Consider the following 20,907-nt stretch of genomic DNA (forward strand, 5'->3'; position numbering starts at 1 on the left):
TATCACCTCTTTAGTGTTTGTGGAATTCCTCTTTCAGTGCACTCAGATCAGATCCTGCAAGAATAGCATTTGCGATCTTCGGTGCGTCAGCTGCTTCCTCACCATAGACACCAAGCTCGTATGTTGTTACGAAGTCCTGGTTAACTGCTCCACCACCACAGGCGAATGGTATCTTGATACCTGCTTCAAGCAGCCTGTCGTTGACGGCCTTGAAAGCATACATTGTGGTTGTCATCAGTGCAGTACCTGTAAGCATAATTGGGTTCTCAGCTTTGACAGCCTCGATAACTTCATCTACAGGGACATCACGGCCAAGGTCAACGACCTCATATCCGTTTGCTCTGAGAAGTGCAGCAACAATGGATTTACCGATGTCGTGTACATCTCCTTCTGCTACGTGACAGACGACCTTTCCTTTTGAAACAGGTGCTTCATCGGACTGTTCCTTACAGAACTCGATACCCTCAAGCATTGCATCTGCGGACATCATGACGTTTGGCAGGAAAATGATACCCTGATCGTACAGATCTGTAACGACCTTCATACCTACCATAAGTGCATCGTCGATCAATGCAATTGGGTCCTTGCCTGCATCGATCGCAGCTTCAAGACCTTCGATAACGTCGTCTTCTTCACCATCAAAGATAGCTTCTGCAATTGGCCTGTATAACTCATCGGTTGGATAGAGTTCAGCTGCAGCATCTTCAGGTGTCATAGCCTTTTCCATTTTTACATTATACCTTACCAGAATTTCACTGGGGTCTATATCCAGACTGGTCATGTTTTACTTCCTTCGATTTTTTATTTTTTTATGACGATCATCGTACAGATAGAAGATCGCCATTGATCTGATTCCACAGGATCTCGTTCTGAAACCCTGATAAAACGTCTGCCAATCAAGTATATAAGTATATCGAAGTTGGTGTTTTTATATATAAAAATAACGATTCAACAAATTTAATTTAGATTGTTATTTTTAGAAATTAAGAAGCCTATTGATATTGAAAATATAGAGTAAAAAGAAAAACTAAAAAAATAAAGCATTGTTTTGTGTAAATATACTTATATATAACAATGCAATTTTACTAAGTGTAAAGTAGTATATAAAAATAACCCAAGGACACAATACCTATCTGAAGCCCAACAAGAACATACAAAAAGGCGAAGCAATTCGATTATTGATAGATATAAAAAAGCAGTACAAGATAAAGAAACACATTACAATAGAAATAAATATATAGCACATAACTTCATTAAATAAAGCCAGAAGAGAGAGAAAACCAGAGTAGTAGAGCCTATGAACAGAAATACAGTAAAGATCTGCAAAACAAATATTTTAAAATTTTAGCAAGATTGGTGTTGTCAAATGAAGAGACCGGATCCTAAATAAGAACAGACATTTTCTGCTACTATCAACAATAACCATAATACTTAAATAATATATCTCTGCGCAACGCCTGAAATGACAGAAAAAACACTATACCACACATCGATCAGCAAAAATAATGACTGATAAGAAGAAAAAAAATGAAAAAATGAAAAGGACTGTTCTCAATAACCATAATTTTCAGGCCTGAACTCAGGCATTTCGGCTTTGAACTTATCCATCTGCTCTTCGATGAATACGTCCTTTTCATCAGTCATAGAACAAAGCGCCTTGTTAGCTTTTGTTAAAGATGCTTTCTCGAACCTGGAAAGCTCCAGCTGCCCTCTTGAACCTCTTTCAACAATATCACAGGCTTCAATTGCAGCATTCTTTGCACGGAGATAGATATCATTACCATCCCTTACAATGGACTCACCTATCCTGTACGCATTATCGAACGCAAGTATGAAGGACTGAGGATCACGATACCTGTCCGAGGCCATCAGGACATCCCTGAAGACCTTTTCATAACCGGCTTCTATAGCAGTATTCAGCATTGAACAATCATAGGACAATGTCTCACCCCAACACTGGACACTTGTACCGCCGAATTCGCCGTGATACTCCACTGACTCGTTCGACCAGAGATCACAGCATTGCATGACAAGATTGCCCATGACATCTGAATGTGCACAGGTGGAAGCTTTTCCTTCCTGTGAGATAGGCACACCGGCGATCGCTTTTATGATAGTGTTCTCATATCCGCAGTCCTTACCAGGACCTACAGCGCCTGCCTCGTATGCTGCAAGTGACCTTGGAGCAGAGATAGCTCTTGCCACAATTGCTATCGTATGTGCAAGTTTCCTGTCAAGGAGACCGCCTGCAATGAACATCGCAGTATTTGCCTGAGAACAATCGGTGTCTCCAGCAGCGATCACATTGTGCTTCTTTGCGATCTTGCTTATATCTGACCATATGAACTCAACATCAAGGGTTCCAAGGATACCTATGGAGAACAGAACTCCTGAAATGTCGTTATGGAGGATAGCATTGTCAAAAACACCTTTTCCCCCAAGTGATTCAATAGAAAGCATATCTGTCCCGCTGGCTGCTACCTGATCGAATGATTCCATAAGTAGATCATAGTGTTCACCACGCAGATCAAGGGTCTCACGACCTCCACGTATATCAGCAAGGGTGTTACGTAACGCGCATTTAATTCCATACTCATCATAGTATTCCTCCATGATGGTCTTCTGTGCGTGTGCAACCTCAGCACCCCAATCAGGATGAGTGGTCATCTGAAGGACATGCTCGGTCTCAAGAACCACGGAAGGGAAACCTACCTGCACCATCCGTTGAAGAACATCTCTCGTGATCTTCTCATACTCCCTAACAAGTTTCTCCTTTGACTCGCCTGAAGCAGGGCGTGGAGCATAGTTCACCTCTGCGGAAGTATAACCACCCCCGATCTCAAGGTCAAACCCTGTCTTTAAGGGGTTAGGGGAAAATCCAAAAACCATATCCTCAAAATCATCATATGCCATTTTAGTGTAGCGTTTTACATCCATAAATTACCACCATCAATGTTTATGGAACTCCCTCCTGAGGCGTTCAATATCAAATCCTTTCAGAATAGCATCCGCGATCTTTGGAACATCCGCTGCTTCCTCACAATAGAGACCAAGATCGTACTGGGACACGAAATCCTGCGTAACAGCACCCCCGCCACAAACTACAGGAACATTAATATCACTTTCAAGAAGACGTGAGTTCACGTCCTTAAATGCAGACATTGTAGTAGTCATAAGGGCAGTACCGGTAAGCATTATAGGTTTCTCCCTTTTGACAGCAGCTATGACCTCCTCAACAGGAACGTCCTTTCCAAGATCGATCACCTCATAGCCTTTTGCCCTGAGAAGAACCGTTACGATCTTCTTGCCGATATCGTGGATATCGCCCTCCACAACATAGGAGACAACCTTGCCCTTGTATTCGTGGTCTTCGCCGGAACGTTCCTTACAATACTCTATACCTTCGATCATTGCCTGGGCTGAGATGATGACATCAGGAAGGTACAACATATTATCATCATAAAGTGTCGAAACTATCTCCATTCCGACCATAAGTGCATCATTTATCAGGATAAGGGGATCCTTGCCATTATCCATAGCATTCTGAAGGCTTTCCACTACTTCATCTTCGTCACCCTCAAAGACAGCCCTCGCAACTTCACGTATATCCTCATCTGCCGGGAAAAGTTCTTCCGCAACTTCCTCAGGAGTCATTTCCTGTTCTACTCTCACATTATATCGTACCAGGGTACGTTGAGGATTTATGTCGATCACTAATTACCTCTCCATAAATATCAATGGACTATGGTCCACTATATACCAGCTAACAAATTTCGATAATAAATTACTCAATAAGTTCGATAAATATCTATTCACAAACAAATTTGACATATTAAGTGTTTTTCCGGAATACAGGATATCAGCCCCTTTTCAACTCACGGCAGGTAGCTATCAGTGCTTCTTCTTTGTTCCAGCTGCCTTCCGTTAGCCTTGTCTCTACTGAGACCATCATTCCTGTACTGGTAAGAAGAGGAAGTGTAAAATCCACCTTCTTTCCTGAAACAGCATCATTGAACCTGGTCGCTGCATCCAGCACCTTATTATGCGGATGCATTTTTATGAAATTCATACCGGTGACCTCTTCCTTTGAGTAACCAAGCCTATTCGTAACACTTTGATTTGTATAAAGCACGCATCCTTCCAGGTCCAGAACAAATATGAGATCCTCAATACTGTCGAGGAGCAACTTCAGATCATTCTGGTTTTTCTGTATATGAACTTCAGTTTCAATACGACCTATGATAGAACCGATCTGTGCAGCAATGGTTTCCACTGATGTACGTACGTCATATGGAAGATCATACTCAAAATGAGATGCAAGGAAAAGAACTGCTACGATCTCTTCCTTATACTTAACAGGAACTGCTGCCGTGATCAGAAGATCCTCATCCACACGATTATCGTACCGGGTTGCAGGGAACATTTCTGAATAGAGCTTATAAAGAGGATAACCCATAAGGAAGAACTTGTTTTGTATCGAATCCTGATCAAAGTGAGAATAGAGATTTACAAAATCTTCAGAAAGGCCTTCATGAGATACAATGTTCAGATCTCCGTTATTCTTATCAACAAGATAGAGAGCACCACAATCAAGACCTTCAATATGCAAGGCGAACTCCAGAAGCTGGTCAAATGTTTCCTGAAGATCCCCGGTAGGAGTGAAGAAATTACCCACCTCTGACTCGATATTGAGGTACTGGTTGATCCTTTTACGCTCAGTGATATCCATGATAATTCCCTGAATGTGCTCCATCCTGCCTTCTGCATCATATTGAGGAGTTGACCTTTCCTCAACCCATCTGACCTCACCTGATGCCGTCATTACACGATATTCAAGGCGATATTCGGATGCGTTTTCAGCGATCTTCCTGGCAAAATAAGCATGTACCCTTTCTATGTCTGATGGATGAATAATATCACCATACTTCAATCTTCCATAAAGGAAGTCTTCCGCAGAGTAACCCAGTCTTTCTATGTTCTCAGAAACAAACTCCACTGGCCACTCATCCCGGGCATTCCAGAAAAATACGATCGCAGGACTTGTTTTGATAACAGCCTGGAGGACCTTCTGGACTTCAAGGGAATCCAGTAACTCCTGCTCTTTTGCTTTCTGTTCGGTAATATCATGAATAATGGCCATTACCGAAGGTTTCCCATTGTGCTCAATGCGAGAGATAGTGATATCAACCGGCACAGACACCCCACCCTTACCCAGAAGGAGAACTTCAGACCTGCGATTTATACTCTTTTTCTTCTCAAGTACCTTTGAGAATAACTTTTCGATCATTCTCCTGTATTCGGGTGTGAGGTAATCTGAAAATTTTGTACCCACAACCTTATCACGAGATAAACCCACGATCTCAGAGAACATTGTGTTTGCAAATTGCAGCACACCTCCCTGAACTATGACCACACCATCATTCCCTTTTTCAATGAGCGTGGAATATTTTTCCTCGGATGCTCTGAGAGCTTCATCAGCTTCCCGGTGAACAATAAGTTCCCACATGGACTGAAGAAGAAGCTTAAGGTTATGAGTATCAAAGTAATTGTATGCTTTGTCCTTGTTACCAATACCCAGAACAAATCTGATGGCACCACCTTCGTAGAATGGAATCTCCAGTAGCTTGACATTTTTTCCCAGATCATCAGGATAATTGTATTCTTCCATAACTTTAGAATACAAAGGCATATTTTTTGCAATGCGCTTAATAAAGTCCTTTTTCATTTCGGCGGAGCAATCATGAACATCCTCACTAAATAGATACTGACCTTGCTTGTCTTTTGAAAGGCACAGTATCTTGCCAGGGACCTCATTGTCCCCTATTCTGACAAGATAACCACTATTGCTTCGTGTAAGATCCAGAGCCGAACGGAGAGCAAATCGAGTTATACTGGCTACATCCTGATCTTCCATCTGGCTGAGTTCAAGAAGTATTTTCAGACGGCTCTCATTTTGCTGGAGAGATTCCTCACCCATCTTATGCAGGGTTATATCATCAAAGATAGCCATGCCACCCTGTGGGAAACCATCTACGATCAATGAACTTACATTCAGACGAAGTAACAGTGAGCCGTTTCTTTTTGGGATCTGTGTCTCAGCTTCGAATGAGTTTGATCTTCCTTTAAGGATCTTATTGATCCCCTCAGTTACCTCACCGTCTTTCAGGAGATCAAAAAGGCTCTTACCAATAGCATTTTCATAAGAGACTTCAAACAATTCATCAAATGCTTCATTTGAGTTTGTGATCATACCCTGTTGGTCGAAACGTACAATTCCAATAGGGGATCTCTCAAAGATAAGCCTGAAGTTCTTCTCAGTATCTACAAGAGCTTCTTTTGCTTTTCTTTTCTCACGTATATCATTAATACTGAGAATTATTCCCGGCTTACCCTCATAATCGTCAGCTGATGCTGTTATTTCAACAGGAATTGTCACATTATCTTTTGAGAAAAGATTCACTTCATAGCTTTTAGGATCCTTCCTTCCCGAAAGCCATTTTTTGACCTTTATCGAGATCATGCGATGATATTCTGCAGGCAGATGCGATAACAGCTCTGAACCTATGACCTCATCCCTTGGCAACCCCCGGAGTTCACAGAACTTTGAATTAGCATATTTAACAAGATCATCCTGAACAACAATAATGCCTTCTGTTCCTTTTTCAACAAGGGTGGAATATTTCTCTTCAGATGATAACAGCTCTTCTATTTTTTTCAATTCAGTTATATCTTCAAATGCTAAAAGAACAAGACATTCATCATCTGAGGTAGAAGATATACGACTTATATTCAATAAAATGGAACGCTTCCCGACATTCGCGAACTTGTATGTGAATTCAAGGTCCTTGACAGGAACACCTTCAGAACAAACATATTTGATCCTATCAAAGATCTCCGGAGAAGATTTCCGGAACTGAGTAAACTTCTCTGCATTTCTGCCGATTACATCCTCGGGCCTTAATTTGAACATTTCATAGAGTGAATTGTTCGCATAGACTGCTTCAAGATCGTTATTCACTATCAGAAGAGACTCTTTTAGCGAACCTACGATCGATTCAAAATGACAATTTGTAAGGCATGAAACGGAAAAGTTCAGCATTCCGATCATAAAACCATAGGCAGAACCAATAGAACCATCGGTATTAACTGCAACCCTATTAAGGACCTTTACATCCACCACAGAGCCATCCTTTGCAAGTATCCTGTAGTTCTGCACAAAAGATGATATTCCCCCCTCTTGAAGATGATCCTCTATCTCTGAAACGACGCGCTTCAGGTCATGAGGGTGAACAAGATCAGAATACAAGAAATCCTTTGAAGTGCACTCTTTAGCAGTATAGCCGAAAAGAGATACATTTTCAGAAACATTCATGACTTTCCAGCCATTCTTAAGATCCCATGAAAAAAAGACAGAGCTTAAGCTATCAAATTCAGGCATACTGCCTAACAACGCTACAATTGACTCCTTTTCAGCAGGTTTGAAACCTGCATAAACTCTGGAACTGTATATAGTATAATCTCCGTTTTACACGTTTTTTACTAATACGTTATTCAACCTAATAAATTTATTAGCTAATAACTGGAAGTCTCATGCCAGCTACATACATTAAACATTAAATAAGGCACATGATCAGCAGCTGCACACACATACTTGTAACCTACATATCTTTAAGAGGAATCCTCTGAACGAAAAGGTTATCTTAAATCAATGAATAATGGAAATTGCTCACATCTAATGATCTATAGTAGCTTCCTTCGATCCAATCCTTTACTTTTAGATCAATATCCAGTACAGAGTACCTTATAGGTGTGAGCTTATAATTCTACATTAGTTTGACTTAGGTTTAACCTATAACTTTCAGGTTTTCCCAGTTCAGCACATTCTCAGGACATGCATGAATGCACTTCTGGCAATGTGCACCATCACAAAGATCGGTCCTTATGCTGACATTGCGATCTGCTTCTTCCAGGGCATTGTTCGGGCAGACTTCCATACATTGGTGGCAATCGATACAGCCTTCAACCTCCATTTTAAGGTAAGTTCCAACCTGATCCAGAACATGCAGACCTTCACTACCCAGATCAGGGATATCTTTCACAACACGTTTTTCAACCTCAGGAGGAACTTTCACCTCATCCAGAGTTGGAAGACCTTTTTTCTTCAGGAACTTCTTAAGGGCCTTGAAAGGCATACCCTCATTCCAGTATGAAAGTTCCAGGATGTAAGCTTCCTTAAATGCCTCATCTGTTGCGAACATAACATGGGTTCCAAGGATCTCCCTTGCTATATTCTGGAGTTCCCATAACCGGTCTTCAGAAAGCAGGATCTCCTTTGCAACGATAAGGGAAGTGTTCCCGATCTGGCACACTTTTGAGACATTGTATGGAATCATGCCTATACGATGCGCTTTCAGTGCATCCATATATGTTCCTGCTGCGCCGGACATGTAAGCTACCTGAACATCTTCCATGGATATGCCTGCAGCGTTACAGAGGGTCACATGGCCTGCACGTATGGCACCAATAGCTCTTCCTGCTTCTGCGAGGTCCTTTTCCGTGAACCTGACACCATCCTGGAGATAAAGTATCTTATCACTTGTTTTAATATTAGGTAACTGGATAATGCCATTGCTCATAGCTTCATCTATGAGTGCTATTACACCGGTACCTGTTATGCCGGTAGCAGTTATGGTACCTTCCTCGACTACATCACCATTTTTGTAGTTCACAAGAGATCCCTGTACAGTATTCATCTCTTCGTCAAGGACAAAGTTTCGGAGATCTCCATCATTGAACTCTATATCCGATATCACAAACGGGCGTGCAATACTGCCATCTCCGATCTCCTGCCCTTCAAGTGCAGGACCTGCAGCTGCAGATCCTGTGTAGATCACATTTCCGACCTTGAGGGCCATTTCCGCATTGGTCCCATAATCGGTTGCGATCGAGATGTCATCAGAATCCAGCATACCTGACTTTACGATAAGTGCGAGGGCATCGGCACCCACCTCATGTTTTATGGCAGGAGGGATCACAACCTTGCATTCAAGATCCTCTAGACCTTTTATCTCTGCGCTGTCAACGATTGCAGCATCACGCTTCTGCTCCTGAATGTTCATCAGTTGCTTTTTTCTTTCACCTGCATATGCAAGATCATCTATAGGGATTCCCTGGAAAAGTGATAGCTGTATAGGATTACCACAGATCGCAATCCTTTCAATTTTACCATCCTCCGGTCCAAGTTCATTTACAATGTGCTTGAAAGCATTGATTACAAGATCATGTGCCTTGTCCTGACCGTATGTCATCGCAAAATCCAGATGATCCATGACATTTGCACCAGGCAGAGGATTTCTCATTGTAATGACGGTTCTCTTGATCTCCCCATTGCCCATATCCACCTTTTGTGCCCTGAACCCACTTGTTCCAAGGTCTATTGCAATTCCTGTTCCCATGATCATGACTCCTTGCTCATTGAACAAACCGGAGAATGTTGTTTGTAATAAAGAATATAAGTTCGAAATAAGTTAAGGTCCCGATCAACAGGACCTTTAGCTTATGAAATTTGTTCAGGCAAAGTATTCGTCTCTTGCCTCGATCATTGCTTTGATGTTCTCCACAGGCGTCTTTGGTGCAATACCACATCCTGGAGCCAGCACAGCAACGCCTCCATCAAGAGCTTTCTTTGAATCTTCCTTGACCTTTGCAACATCGCCTGCAAGCAATGTGAAAGGACTGGACACATTACCTACAATGACTGCCCTGTCGCCAACCTTTGCAACAGCACCCTTAAGGTCCTTTACCTTCTCCTCGATACTAAGACCTTCGAACTTGCAATCTGCCATCATGTCGATGATAGGTTCTACATTACCGCATACGTGAAGTACCATTGGGCATTTGACGCCTTCTGCAAACCTGATAAGCCTTGGTTTTAGCATTGTGTCGAATGTGGATGGGTTCATAAGGTCAGGTGATGCTACAGGGTCTGGTACACAGATGAGATCAGCGCCTGCATCTGCCAATGCGTTTGCATATTCGATGCATGCATCTGTTGCGAAGTCGAGAATTGTCTCGAAGTCCTCTGGATTCTTAATAGACCATTTCATGAACTTCTTGACACTTGCAAGGTCTGATGCAAGGGTTACAGGACCTTCCATACCTGCGATCAGCGGGATGTCGTCTCCTACCTTTTCCCTGATTATCTTTGATGCTTCAAGTACAGCAGGGATCCTTCCCTGACTGAGAAGATCGGCAGGCATCTCAAGGTTGTCAACTCCCTTTGGATATGGGTGATCTGTGACAGATGGCTGCCTGTCCATTGTTCCCATGTTGACCTCACAGCCCATTGCCTCTGCAAGGACGGTCAGGCAGTAAGGATACCTGACAGCTTCCAGACCGGCGATCTCGTGTGATGCGATCGAAAGTGCTGCCATCTTTTCAGGATCACTGTGTGCTTCCGGCCATGCTGCGCCGGTCTGCTCCATAAGATCAACAGTTGCGGTCTGAGTAACAGAAACTACAGGGATCTTGTCAATTTCTTCTTTCTTCAATGCTTTCAACAGTCTTTCTTTCGGGGTTAAATCAGTCATTTTTTCTCACTCCATTTAGATTAAGATCGGATCGTGCCTGATACAGCACATATTAATTTTCAAGTTCACAGATCGGGTGGTTTTACCCAAAATTAAGTCTGAAATAATATTATAAAAACATTTGCTTTGGCAAAAAATAATATATAAAACTATCTGTTCAAATATAAAAGATTTTACAGTTATGTTGATAAATTATAATACCTATTGATTGTGTTTTTTAAATAAAAAAATAAAAGTACAAAAAAAATGCAATTTTTAATACAGAAATACTTATATAGTAATATTAAAAATTGCTTATTCTAATATAATATAAAAAGAAATCTCTAAATGAAAATAGATATAATTAGATAATAAGGAAAAGTATATGAAAATAAAGTTCAGCAAACATTATTAAAGTTCAAAAGTACAAAAATAATAAGATATATATAACTAATAGTAAAAGATTATAAATAAAATGAATTTAAAATCTGGTTGAATTTAGCAAAAAAAACAGAAAAATGACGTATATAAATTAAAAAACAAAGGAAGAAATGAAAAAACATTACCTATTTTATTAGAGACAATTATTGATCACGGGATGAAAAACGGATGTGCTTTAAATAAAATTTCCATAGTAAACCGGATTGTTCTCATTACTTATCTTATAATTTTCCTGAATGCCCTTCCTGCCGGGGCACTCACGCAGGTGGATGTCAACCCCACCAACACCCCTAACGGGGCCGTTCTTCTTATTATCGACGGACTTGGATCATCCTATATATACCCCGAAGTAACACCATACGCACTCGACGGCTCCGCTATTGAGAAACCGGTTGCCCGTAACATCCATGTCGCTTCGGACGACGGCCTGAGAGCTGTCAATATCTTAACTCCCTCGCAGGAAGGCGAAACCGGACATTCGGTGATCGTCACAGGAAATTCCGGAGCAGGTCCTGCAATGGTTGCCCATGCTGATGCAACGATCTATGACATTGCACACAAGAACGGATACCTTGTCATTGCAATCCTCCAAAAAGGAGACATTCCACAAATGCTTTCAGAACAGGATATTGTTGTACATGACATTACGACATCGATCAACGACCCACAAATGGAAGTATTAACAAATTCCCAACACCAGAGCGAGTATGATGACATGCAAGTATCTGTCACCGAAATAATGGAACAACATGCATACATTGCACCCGGATACATTGAAGAATATCCGGAAGGGAGCATCGAACGTTACTATGCATACAACCGTTGGGCAATGGATACTTCGATCGATGTTCTTAACCTGATGCATGAGAACTATCCGGAACAGAAGTTCATCCTCACTGTTAACGTCGGTGCGGTTGATACAGCAGGGCTCTATCGCAGGAGTGACGGTTATGCCGATACCATCGAAGACCTTGACATAATGATAGGCAAGCTTCATGAAATAACAGAGAAGAACGACCTTGCACTGATACTAACATCTGATCACGGAATGGCATTCCAGTCTGCAGATGGAAGAGGAGGAAGCAAATCGGACAAATATTCAAGTCAGGCGGAAGTTCTCAGAATACCTTTTATTGTAACGGCAAAGAACCTGAGGAGCGAGGTCCTTGAAGGTGAGTTCGGACAGCAGGATATTGCACCCACCATACTCAGCGTGCTTGACCTTCCGAATGAGATGCGTTTCAGTAATGGCAAAGCCCTTGGTTCAAAAGATTATGTAAATCTTAAAGTAATATTGCCTGAACCTGCTGCTGTCACCATATTTAGCGATAACGAAACCATCTCCACTGCAAACGGGGACGATTCATATATTTTCTACGGACTTGAACAATATAAACAGTACAATGTGATCGTTGAAACAGAAGAAGATACAGACCTGATCATGGAAAAAGCAGTATATTCTGATTCGGACAGGATCATAAGGTTCGATCCGGCAACCTCTGTTTCAAAAGAAACTAATGATACCGGACAAAAAAATACGCTCCGAACCTTCGGTTCTGTTCTCATAGTACTGATAAATCTTGCAGGACTTGTTATCATCTTCAGGATCATGAAGAAATGATACTGGACCAACACAAACTATTTTTATAAAGCAAGCCCATTCACACCGATGATCGTTGGTGTGCTCGGACCGGCAGGGTCCTACTCAGATAAAGCTGCAAAAGGCTGGATAAAAAAACAGGGAATCACAGATAGTTCAACCCTGATATATTATGATGACATCAGCGACACTTTTTCCGCGGTCATCGAAGGAAGAACGGATATGGGGGTCGTCCCCATCGAGAATTCTATTGAAGGGTCAGTAGGTGTCACGCTTGACCTGCTGCTGGAAAGCGATGTTACTATTATAGGAGAGATCGTTGTACCCATTGAACACTGCCTGCTTTCCAGAGGTAAGATGTCCGATATCCGGATCATACTTTCACATCCGCAGGCACTTGCACAGTGCAGGCAGTTCATAAAAACACATTTCGAAAGTGTCGAGATACGTACAACAGGAAGCACATCACACGCTGCCAAGCTTGCCAACGAGTTCGATGAAATGGCAGCTATTGCATCAAAGGAATCCGCAGAAGCCTATGGACTTAATATACTGATGCCGAACATCCAGGACAGGAAGCAGAACCACACCCGTTTTGTCGCGATCCGAAGGACCGATCGTGAGACCGTGGACACAAGCACAGAGAATGCCTATGTCCATAAGACTTCCATAATAGCTTACATCGGTGACGACAGGGCAGGCTCCCTATACGAGCTTCTCGGGGAATTCGCAAAGAGGAACATAAACCTCACAAGGATCGAATCAAGACCATCCAAAAGATCGCTTGGTGACTACCTATTCTATATTGATCTGGAGGGAAACGCATCCGATGCAATTATAAAAGATGCTCTATATCATATTGAGTCCAGAGTATCCATGCTGAAGGTCCTTGGTTCATATAATGGCTACCAGCTGGATAGCTAAAAACACATTTTTATATTAAGCGATGAATAGTGTTCGTAGCAATCGTGGTAATTTAGATTAAAGGGATCTGTACTTATGGATATTGATGGATTTATTAGAAAACAGGAAGCTACGGTCAATAAATATCACCGTATCTATAAGATACTGGATTTTTCAATTATCGCATTAATATCATTCAGCCTGCTGAAGATACTGAACATCGACAAGTTACTTTTCACATACAGGACCTTCGAACTCTATGCAGATTCAACATATGGTCCCGAAGGCATTATCCCTGCAGGAAGTCTTTTGCTTGCAGCAATATCCATATTCATTGCCCTCTTTCTTACCATCGCCATTCATCTCAGGGACAAAAAGGTACAGATAGTACCGCTTATAGAGAAGAAGTTCCCTCCCCTGAACGAGAAGCTACGCACAGCGAACGACAACAGGAATATTCACAACATTATTGTTGACGAGCTCATGAGTAATGTACTTGAGATCGCCTCGAAGGTCAACTCGTCCGAACTTCTCGAAAAAAAGAGATTTAAAACCAGTATGGCACTGCTTGTAGCCTCACTTATGATCTTCGCTTTAGTGAACGTTAGCGACTATCGTTCAGACTATACTCCTGAAGACTACAATGAGCTGTTAGAGAACATTCCGGGAATAAGCGGCAAAGAGAATGCAACATCCCCTGATGAGTCATTTACGCTTGAAGGAAGCAGCGGGAATGGTGGCGAAGAAGATCTCATGGGCGAGCCGGCTATAATAGTTGTTGAAGGTGAGGAAGTGGACCTGTCGCTTCCACCGGGAGCAGGAACCGGTTTTACCGCAGGTGAAGAAGGCGAGGAACAGCCGCCTGAATTCGAGAGCTCATCGGCCTACGAGGTCGGACTGATGTCATCACCGGCCTATTATGAGCAACTCCCCGAAGGCTATGAGAGTATCATAAAGGAATATTTCGAGGAGATGGCAAAGAACTGAGATGATCACATTGATCATCACACAAATATCACATTACCATAAAATCGCATCACATCAACAAATTCGATCTATCGCAATACAAGGAGAACATTAAATGAATTCCAATGACGCCGGATCCGGTGAACTTGAACGGGTCTACAGGGGTGCTGGAGATGCCTTTGCAGCACTTTTCAATGAGATATCAAAGGTCATAGTCGGACAAAAGGAAACGGTAGAACAGATCGTCATTGCGATCCTGTGTAACGGCCATGCACTGATGGAAAGTAATCCCGGACTTGGAAAGACACTGACAGTATCCACCATCGCCAGGACAATGGACCTCGATTTCAGCAGGATACAGTGTACCCCTGACCTTATGCCTGCAGATATCACAGGTACACACATCATCGAGGAAAGAGGCGGAAGCAAGGAATTCAAGTTCGAGCCGGGACCGGTATTCGCCAACATCGTCCTCGCAGATGAGATTAACCGTGCTTCACCAAAGACCCAGTCCGCATTGCTCGAAGCCATGCAGGAGAAGCAGGTAACCGTTGGTAATGATACGTTCCTGCTTGACAAACCGTTCTTCTTACTTGCAACCCAGAACCCTATCGAGATGGAAGGGACCTTCCCGCTTCCAGAAGCACAGCTTGACAGGTTCCTTCTGAAGATCCTTCTGGACTACCCGTCCCTGGAGGAGGAAAAAGAGATCGTAAGACGCTACACACAGTACGAGGTACCACAGGTCAGGAAAGTACTTGACAAAAGGATGGTACTGCAGCTTCAGCGCCTTACAAGAGATGTTCCAATTGCTGATGACATAAAGGAAAGAGCTATCAAGATCGTGATGGCAACCCGCAAATGGACCGATTTCATCGAATACGGTGCATCTCCAAGGGCATCCATAGGACTTATACTTGCAGCAAAGGCACGCGCACTGATCAACAACAGGAACTTCGTGAGCAACGAAGATGTCGATGTCATGGCCTACCCGATCCTCAGACACAGGATCATCCTGACCTTCGAATCCGAGAGGCGTGGCATCACACAGGACCAGGTCATCAGGGAGATACTCTCAAAGATCAAGTGAGCATCTCACAAGTTAGCACGGTGTGAGCCTAGGAATAACGAAAACCGATATTGAATATGAGTGACAGGAAACACAGGATCGATGTGGATTTCTTCCGCCAGCTGGACCGCTTTACCTTCATGGTAAGAAAGCGTGTATCCAGTGCCTATGCAGGAAGCAGGCGTTCAACACATAGCGGTCGCGGTCTTGATACCCTCGGGTATATCGAATACCATCCGGGAGACGATCTTAAATCCATCGACTGGAATGTATATGCAAGGTCCGAGAAGCTCTATGTAAGGGAGTTCGAAGAGGACAAATCAGTAACCACCCACATACTGCTGGATGCCAGTAACAGCATGGACTATACTACCGGCGAGTTCACAAAATACGAATATGGAGCCATGCTAGCCGCAGGTTTTGCATATCTTGTCACAAAGGACAACGACAAGTTCGGCATATCCACCTATTCCGAAGACATAGAGATCTCACAGACACACAGGGGCAGACGCTACCTTCTCAGGGATATCGACAGGATGGCAGAGGTCGAGCTAAAAGGCAAGACAGCACTGAAAAAATGCGTCGAACAGTACGAGAAGGTCATACATTCACGTTCCCTTATCGTCATTATTTCAGATTTCATGGAAGACCTGAGCTCCATTGAATCAGCTATCTATCGATTATCGCATCACGACCTTATGCTCATACAGGTTCTGGACCCTTCCGAGAGCAATCTTTCCATGCACGGGCATGTGAAGCTCACCGACCTTGAAACGGATGACGATCTGAAGACATACCTGAGTAAGAATTTCAAGGATAAATATCAGGAAGAGCTACAGGCACACATCGATGGCATCAGGAACATCTGCGATCACGTTGGTGCCGATTTCTTTACGTTCACAACCGATACACCGGTATTCGATGCGTTCTTCCACACAATTAACGGGAGGAAGGTCTGATGCCTTTTGACAATACTATGGGACTTGCAGCTCTTGCAAGTGTTATCCCACTTATAATTCTCTACCTTTTAAGACCAAAGCCGCTTCAGATAAAGATCCCTTCCCTTATGTTCCTGATGCGGGCAGAACAGAAGAAAAAACGATTTGCTTCCCTGAGAAGACTTATCAGGGACCCTATATTCCTTGCACAGCTGCTGGTGCTTATACTGATATCCATTGCAGTTGCAGGTCCGTTCTACACATCAGAGGAAAGCCTGAGCGGAGAGCATACTGTCTTTGTCATCGACGCTTCCGCAAGCATGAACACTGACGGCAGGTTCGACAGTGCCACCGAGATCGCAAAGACCTATGTCAGCAAGAAGAACAGCATCATCCTTGCACAGAACATACCGGTAACAGTACTCGAAGCTGCCGGATCCTCAGCAACAAAAGATGCGCTTGACGGATTGTCAGGAAAGGGTACCGTGGCAGACCTTTCAACTTCCATAACGAACGCCATGAGGATGCTTTCCAACGAAGGCGGCAGGATCATTGTAATATCAGATTTCACCAACTGGGAAGGAGAGGATCCTGTTGCTGCAAAGAGGCTGGCAGAATCCTACGGGATGAAGGTCAGTTTCGTCAGGGTAGGAACAACCACTGATAATGTAGGAATAATCCAGGGCTGGCTCGAAGCCGAAGAGAGTGGCTACACTTACAACTGTGTCGTCAAGAACTACATGGAGACCACACAGAACGTCAACATTGAGATCGATTATGCCGGAAGCGAAACAAATAAACACCTCACACTTGATGTAGGTCCGTTCTCAACAAGTCAGTTCAAGGTGGAAAATCTCGGAGCCGGAGTAACAACACTCAGGATAACCAGGGATGACAGCCTTATGACGGACAACACGGCTTACATCTCTATCCCTTCGAACATCCAGAACGAATTGCTCCTTGTTAGTGATGTGAAGAACTCGCCGGCTGCAGTCTCACTTTCATTACTGCCTAACATAAAGGCAACCCAATCCAACAATGTACCTGCGGATCTCAGCGACTACAAGGTAGTTGTTATAGACACACAACAGAGGGCACTGACAACCGAAGAGATTGCCACACTTGATACATTCATAAACAACGGCGGTGAAGCTCTATTCCTCGCATCCTCTGCTCTTGATCCGGCAGCTGCGAACTTTGACCTGCTCAAGATACTCCCTGTAAAACCTATCTCCACCATGGAAAGCAACAACGGTGAAACACTGAAGGTCGCTCAGGAGACAAGGCTGACGGAAGATGTCAGGTTCGAGGATATTGCAGTCTACACATATCTTAATGCTACACTAAGAGCAGATGCGGTCTCACTTGTGAATACAGACTCGGAAATCCCGATGCTTGCCTACTGGAGCGTTGGTGACGGAACAGTGATGTACCTTGGTCTGAGCGATGAACTTGGCGAGAACTCATGGAACAATTTCCACAACCTGCCTGAGTATCCTGTCCTCTGGGCAAAACTCATCGCATGGCTTGGCGGAGCAGGGGATATCAGTGACTACAATCTTCAGACAGGTGCTATTTCCGCACTTCCGAACGAGATGGATGTTTCCACACCCAGCGGAACGGTGACCACCAGCAGGCTGCTTTATGATGAGGTCGGGATCTACAAGGTTGCAGGAAAGGATATCGCTGTGAACCTCTATGATGACATGGAATCTGATACCACCATCGATGCGTCCGGTGTACTGGACAGGGCCACATCACAGGATGGTTCCCAGATAGTCAGGGAAAGCACCTACACTGCAAAGAATTACATTGACATATATCTCATCATCCTTGCCATGCTGCTGGTGATCGTTGAGATACTTATTATCAGAAGCCGGGGTGAGCTATGATGTACACTTTTGAAGAACCACTGGTACTGCTACTTATCCTGCCGATCATAATTGGCGGACTCTATCTTATCAAAAAGGGTGCAAGAAAGCCACTGATACTTTCGCGCATCGTGGTGCTTTCACTACTTGTGGTTGCACTGGCATCCCCGTTCTCACTGGTCAGTGAGGTCACAAGTGACGATACGCCCCAGATAGTGATAATCTCGGATGAGACCAGCAGTATGCAGCTTTTCAAGGAAGGAGTAGGCGACAGGGTATATGAATCCCTCACAGCAAATACCCCGACAACAATGATAAGACTCTCAGGAGAAAGCACTTCCCTCGGGGACGCCGTAGAGCAGTATTCCAGCGGCGATAACCAGATCGTACTGGTAACGGACGGTAACAGCAACTTTGGGAAAGACCTTGAAGAGGCACTCCAGTTTGCCGGTGAGGTCGGGACCACCGTTTATTCAGTGGAACCCGAACTTGAGGAGAACGATATCAGTGTGCAGATCCTTGGCGATAAGACAGTTGTCATCGGCAACGAGAACCAGTTCGATGTACTTGTCTCACAGGCAGGAGAGGAAGAGATACGATACGGCTTTGAGATCTACGCCGGCGATACTCTTGTCAGAAGTGGTACATTCACACAAAACACACGCACAAGGACAATACGTGTACCCTATACGTTCAAGAAGCTGGGTGCACAGGAGCTGAGCGTTACCCTTACACCGCTTACAGCTGACAAGGACAGCATCAACAACAAGTTCTACAAGGCTGTCTATGTTGTACCAAAACCGAAGATCAAAGTTCTGACCAGCGATAGTTCCGCACCTCTTGGAAATGTACTTTATAACCTTTACTCAGTATCAAACACGGACGATTTCACAAATATCGATGACAAGAAGGCGATAGTACTTGATAACCAGAACATAAGGACGCTATCGGATACCGATGTCGAGCTCCTCAGGGATTTCGTGGCCGATGGTAACGGTCTTGTTGTTGTGGGCGGAGAGACATCCTTTGATCAGGGCAATTACCTGAACTCTTCCTTCGAGGAACTACTGCCGGTACTATCAAAACCAACCGACTGGAAAGGTGGCAGGAGCATTGTACTTGTACTGGATGTATCACAGAGTACATTCCATCATGAAACACTTTCCGATATCCTTGGAAATGCAATCTTCATACTTGAGGACGAGAACCTCAGGGATGCCTATGCAGGTGTCATTGCTTTTGGTAGCGAAGGTATTGATGTCTCAGGAGGACTTGTCTACCTCGGTAACCAGGCAAATGTCCTGAAGCTTGAGGAGGACATATCTGCACTTACACCCGGATCCACCAGTGAGACTTCTCTTGACCAGGGACTTCTGATTGCACAGGAATGGCTTGAGAACGAGGTCGGTGAGCTGGATATAATAATCATCTCCGATGGCGGTATCGAGCAATCCTATGACGATGCGCTTGTTGTTGCTGATGAGATCGGCAATGGAGATATCCAGTTCTACTATGTTCATGTAAGGTCATCTGCACCTTCCCAGAGAGACCAGTTCGGCAACATCTATGCAGAGGATCTTATGGAATCCGTTGATGGAATCTACTTCCCTGTGGAAAGAGGCGAACGTGCAAACCTTGAGTTCGAGGACCTTGACATTCCCGACGAGACCGAGGACGAAGAACCGGTCATGACATCGTTCCCACTCATAGAATACAACCCTAACCACTTCATCACACGCAACCTGGAAGTTGAAGGCAATATCACCGGTTACAATGACGTCACACCAAAAGCAGGTGCAGACAGAATCGTTGTGACCGCCACAGGCAAGCCGGTCATCACCACCTGGAGATATGGACTTGGCAGGGTGGCAGCCATTACCACTGATAATGGTAAAGGTGGTCAGGCAACATGGAGCTCACAGATGTACTCCGGCAACAATTCAAGGCTGATATCCTCAACCATGAACTGGGCAATCGGTAACCCACAGGTAGAGGAAGGAACCGTTGTGGAAGGAGATGACACATGGTTCGGAAGCTCTGCAACACTCTACATCACACGCTACGATGAAGGTGTCCCGAAACTGAAGTACAAGGGCGAGACCCTTGAGCTTGCGGTTACAGGAAAGAACACCTATGAGACCACTATCGAGCCTAAGAACATCGGAATGCATGATGTCTCAGGTTATCCGATCGCTGTGAACTATGCCATCGAATACCGTGATGTCGGTATGAACGAGGACCTTCCTGTGCTCATCAAGGCAAACGGTGGTAAGACCTACAGTGAGAAAGAAGCACTTGCGCTGCTGCTTACAGATGCAAAAGCGAATTCACTTAAGAGCGTTCAGCAACCTGTCAGCCAGAAACTGTACTTCCTTATTGCAGCATTACTGCTCTTCCTAACAGAGATAGCAGTAAAAAGAATAAGGGAGATCAGGGCAGCTAACAGGGAAAGGGCAGAGCAATAATTCTGCCTTCTTTTTTTCAAAAACGCATGCGGAAGACTACGAATTTGTTCGTAGTTAAAGTAATGAATATATAACATCCATTCGTA

The 20,907-nt window shown here is 43.8% G+C and carries 13 protein-coding genes; 7 read left to right on the plus strand and 6 right to left on the minus strand.

Annotation, left to right across the window (positions count from 1 at the left end):
* Window positions 1–10: 10 nt before the first annotated feature.
* The 6 genes from mtaC (ACR3I3_RS10230) to mtaA form a co-directional block, all read right to left on the minus strand.
* Entirely contained in the window at window positions 11–781 is a 771-nt protein-coding gene (mtaC, locus tag ACR3I3_RS10230; protein WP_440952157.1) for a methanol--corrinoid protein MtaC, read from the minus strand.
* Window positions 782–1,551: 770 nt separating this feature from the next.
* Window positions 1,552–2,937, minus strand: a complete 1,386-nt coding sequence (mtaB, locus tag ACR3I3_RS10235) for a methanol--corrinoid protein co-methyltransferase MtaB (RefSeq protein WP_440952158.1) — start codon at window positions 2,935–2,937, stop codon at window positions 1,552–1,554.
* Between the two features lie 12 nt (window positions 2,938–2,949).
* Window positions 2,950–3,714, minus strand: a complete 765-nt coding sequence (gene mtaC / locus ACR3I3_RS10240; RefSeq protein ID WP_440952159.1) for a methanol--corrinoid protein MtaC — start codon at window positions 3,712–3,714, stop codon at window positions 2,950–2,952.
* Window positions 3,715–3,859: 145 nt separating this feature from the next.
* Entirely contained in the window at window positions 3,860–7,372 is a 3,513-nt protein-coding gene (locus ACR3I3_RS10245) for a PAS domain S-box protein (protein WP_440952160.1), read from the minus strand.
* Between the two features lie 472 nt (window positions 7,373–7,844).
* The gene (locus ACR3I3_RS10250; protein WP_440952161.1) at window positions 7,845–9,455 is read right to left on the minus strand and encodes a methylamine methyltransferase corrinoid protein reductive activase; all 1,611 of its coding nucleotides are present in this window, start codon (window positions 9,453–9,455) and stop codon (window positions 7,845–7,847) included.
* A 114-nt stretch (window positions 9,456–9,569) separates the two neighbouring features.
* Window positions 9,570–10,589: a methylcobamide:CoM methyltransferase MtaA gene (gene mtaA / locus ACR3I3_RS10255; protein ID WP_440952162.1), complete on the minus strand. Its 1,020-nt coding sequence runs from the start codon at window positions 10,587–10,589 to the stop codon at window positions 9,570–9,572.
* A 577-nt stretch (window positions 10,590–11,166) separates the two neighbouring features.
* Between mtaA and ACR3I3_RS10260 the strand changes: the two genes are divergently transcribed.
* The 7 genes from ACR3I3_RS10260 to ACR3I3_RS10290 all read left to right on the plus strand — a co-directional run bounded on the left by ACR3I3_RS10260 (window position 11,167) and on the right by ACR3I3_RS10290 (window position 20,821).
* Window positions 11,167–12,630, plus strand: a complete 1,464-nt coding sequence (locus tag ACR3I3_RS10260; protein ID WP_440952163.1) for a sulfatase-like hydrolase/transferase — start codon at window positions 11,167–11,169, stop codon at window positions 12,628–12,630.
* Between the two features lie 48 nt (window positions 12,631–12,678).
* Window positions 12,679–13,533, plus strand: a complete 855-nt coding sequence (gene pheA / locus ACR3I3_RS10265; protein ID WP_440952164.1) for a prephenate dehydratase — start codon at window positions 12,679–12,681, stop codon at window positions 13,531–13,533.
* Window positions 13,534–13,608: 75 nt separating this feature from the next.
* On the plus strand, window positions 13,609–14,499 hold the full coding sequence (locus ACR3I3_RS10270; RefSeq protein ID WP_440952165.1) for a DUF7502 family protein: 891 nt from the start codon (window positions 13,609–13,611) through the stop codon (window positions 14,497–14,499).
* A 94-nt stretch (window positions 14,500–14,593) separates the two neighbouring features.
* Entirely contained in the window at window positions 14,594–15,568 is a 975-nt protein-coding gene (locus ACR3I3_RS10275) for an AAA family ATPase (protein ID WP_440952166.1), read from the plus strand.
* Window positions 15,569–15,624: 56 nt separating this feature from the next.
* Window positions 15,625–16,506, plus strand: a complete 882-nt coding sequence (locus tag ACR3I3_RS10280; protein ID WP_440952167.1) for a DUF58 domain-containing protein — start codon at window positions 15,625–15,627, stop codon at window positions 16,504–16,506.
* On the plus strand, window positions 16,506–18,377 hold the full coding sequence (locus ACR3I3_RS10285; protein WP_440952168.1) for a DUF7408 domain-containing protein: 1,872 nt from the start codon (window positions 16,506–16,508) through the stop codon (window positions 18,375–18,377). The genes ACR3I3_RS10280 and ACR3I3_RS10285 overlap by 1 nt, the downstream gene beginning before the upstream one ends.
* Window positions 18,374–20,821, plus strand: coding sequence for a hypothetical protein (locus ACR3I3_RS10290; RefSeq protein WP_440952169.1), 2,448 nt, complete (start codon window positions 18,374–18,376; stop codon window positions 20,819–20,821). The genes ACR3I3_RS10285 and ACR3I3_RS10290 overlap by 4 nt, the downstream gene beginning before the upstream one ends.
* Window positions 20,822–20,907 lie beyond the last annotated feature (86 nt).

It is taken from the genome of Methanococcoides mangrovi, from assembly GCF_052057775.1.
GTDB lineage: Archaea > Halobacteriota > Methanosarcinia > Methanosarcinales > Methanosarcinaceae > Methanococcoides.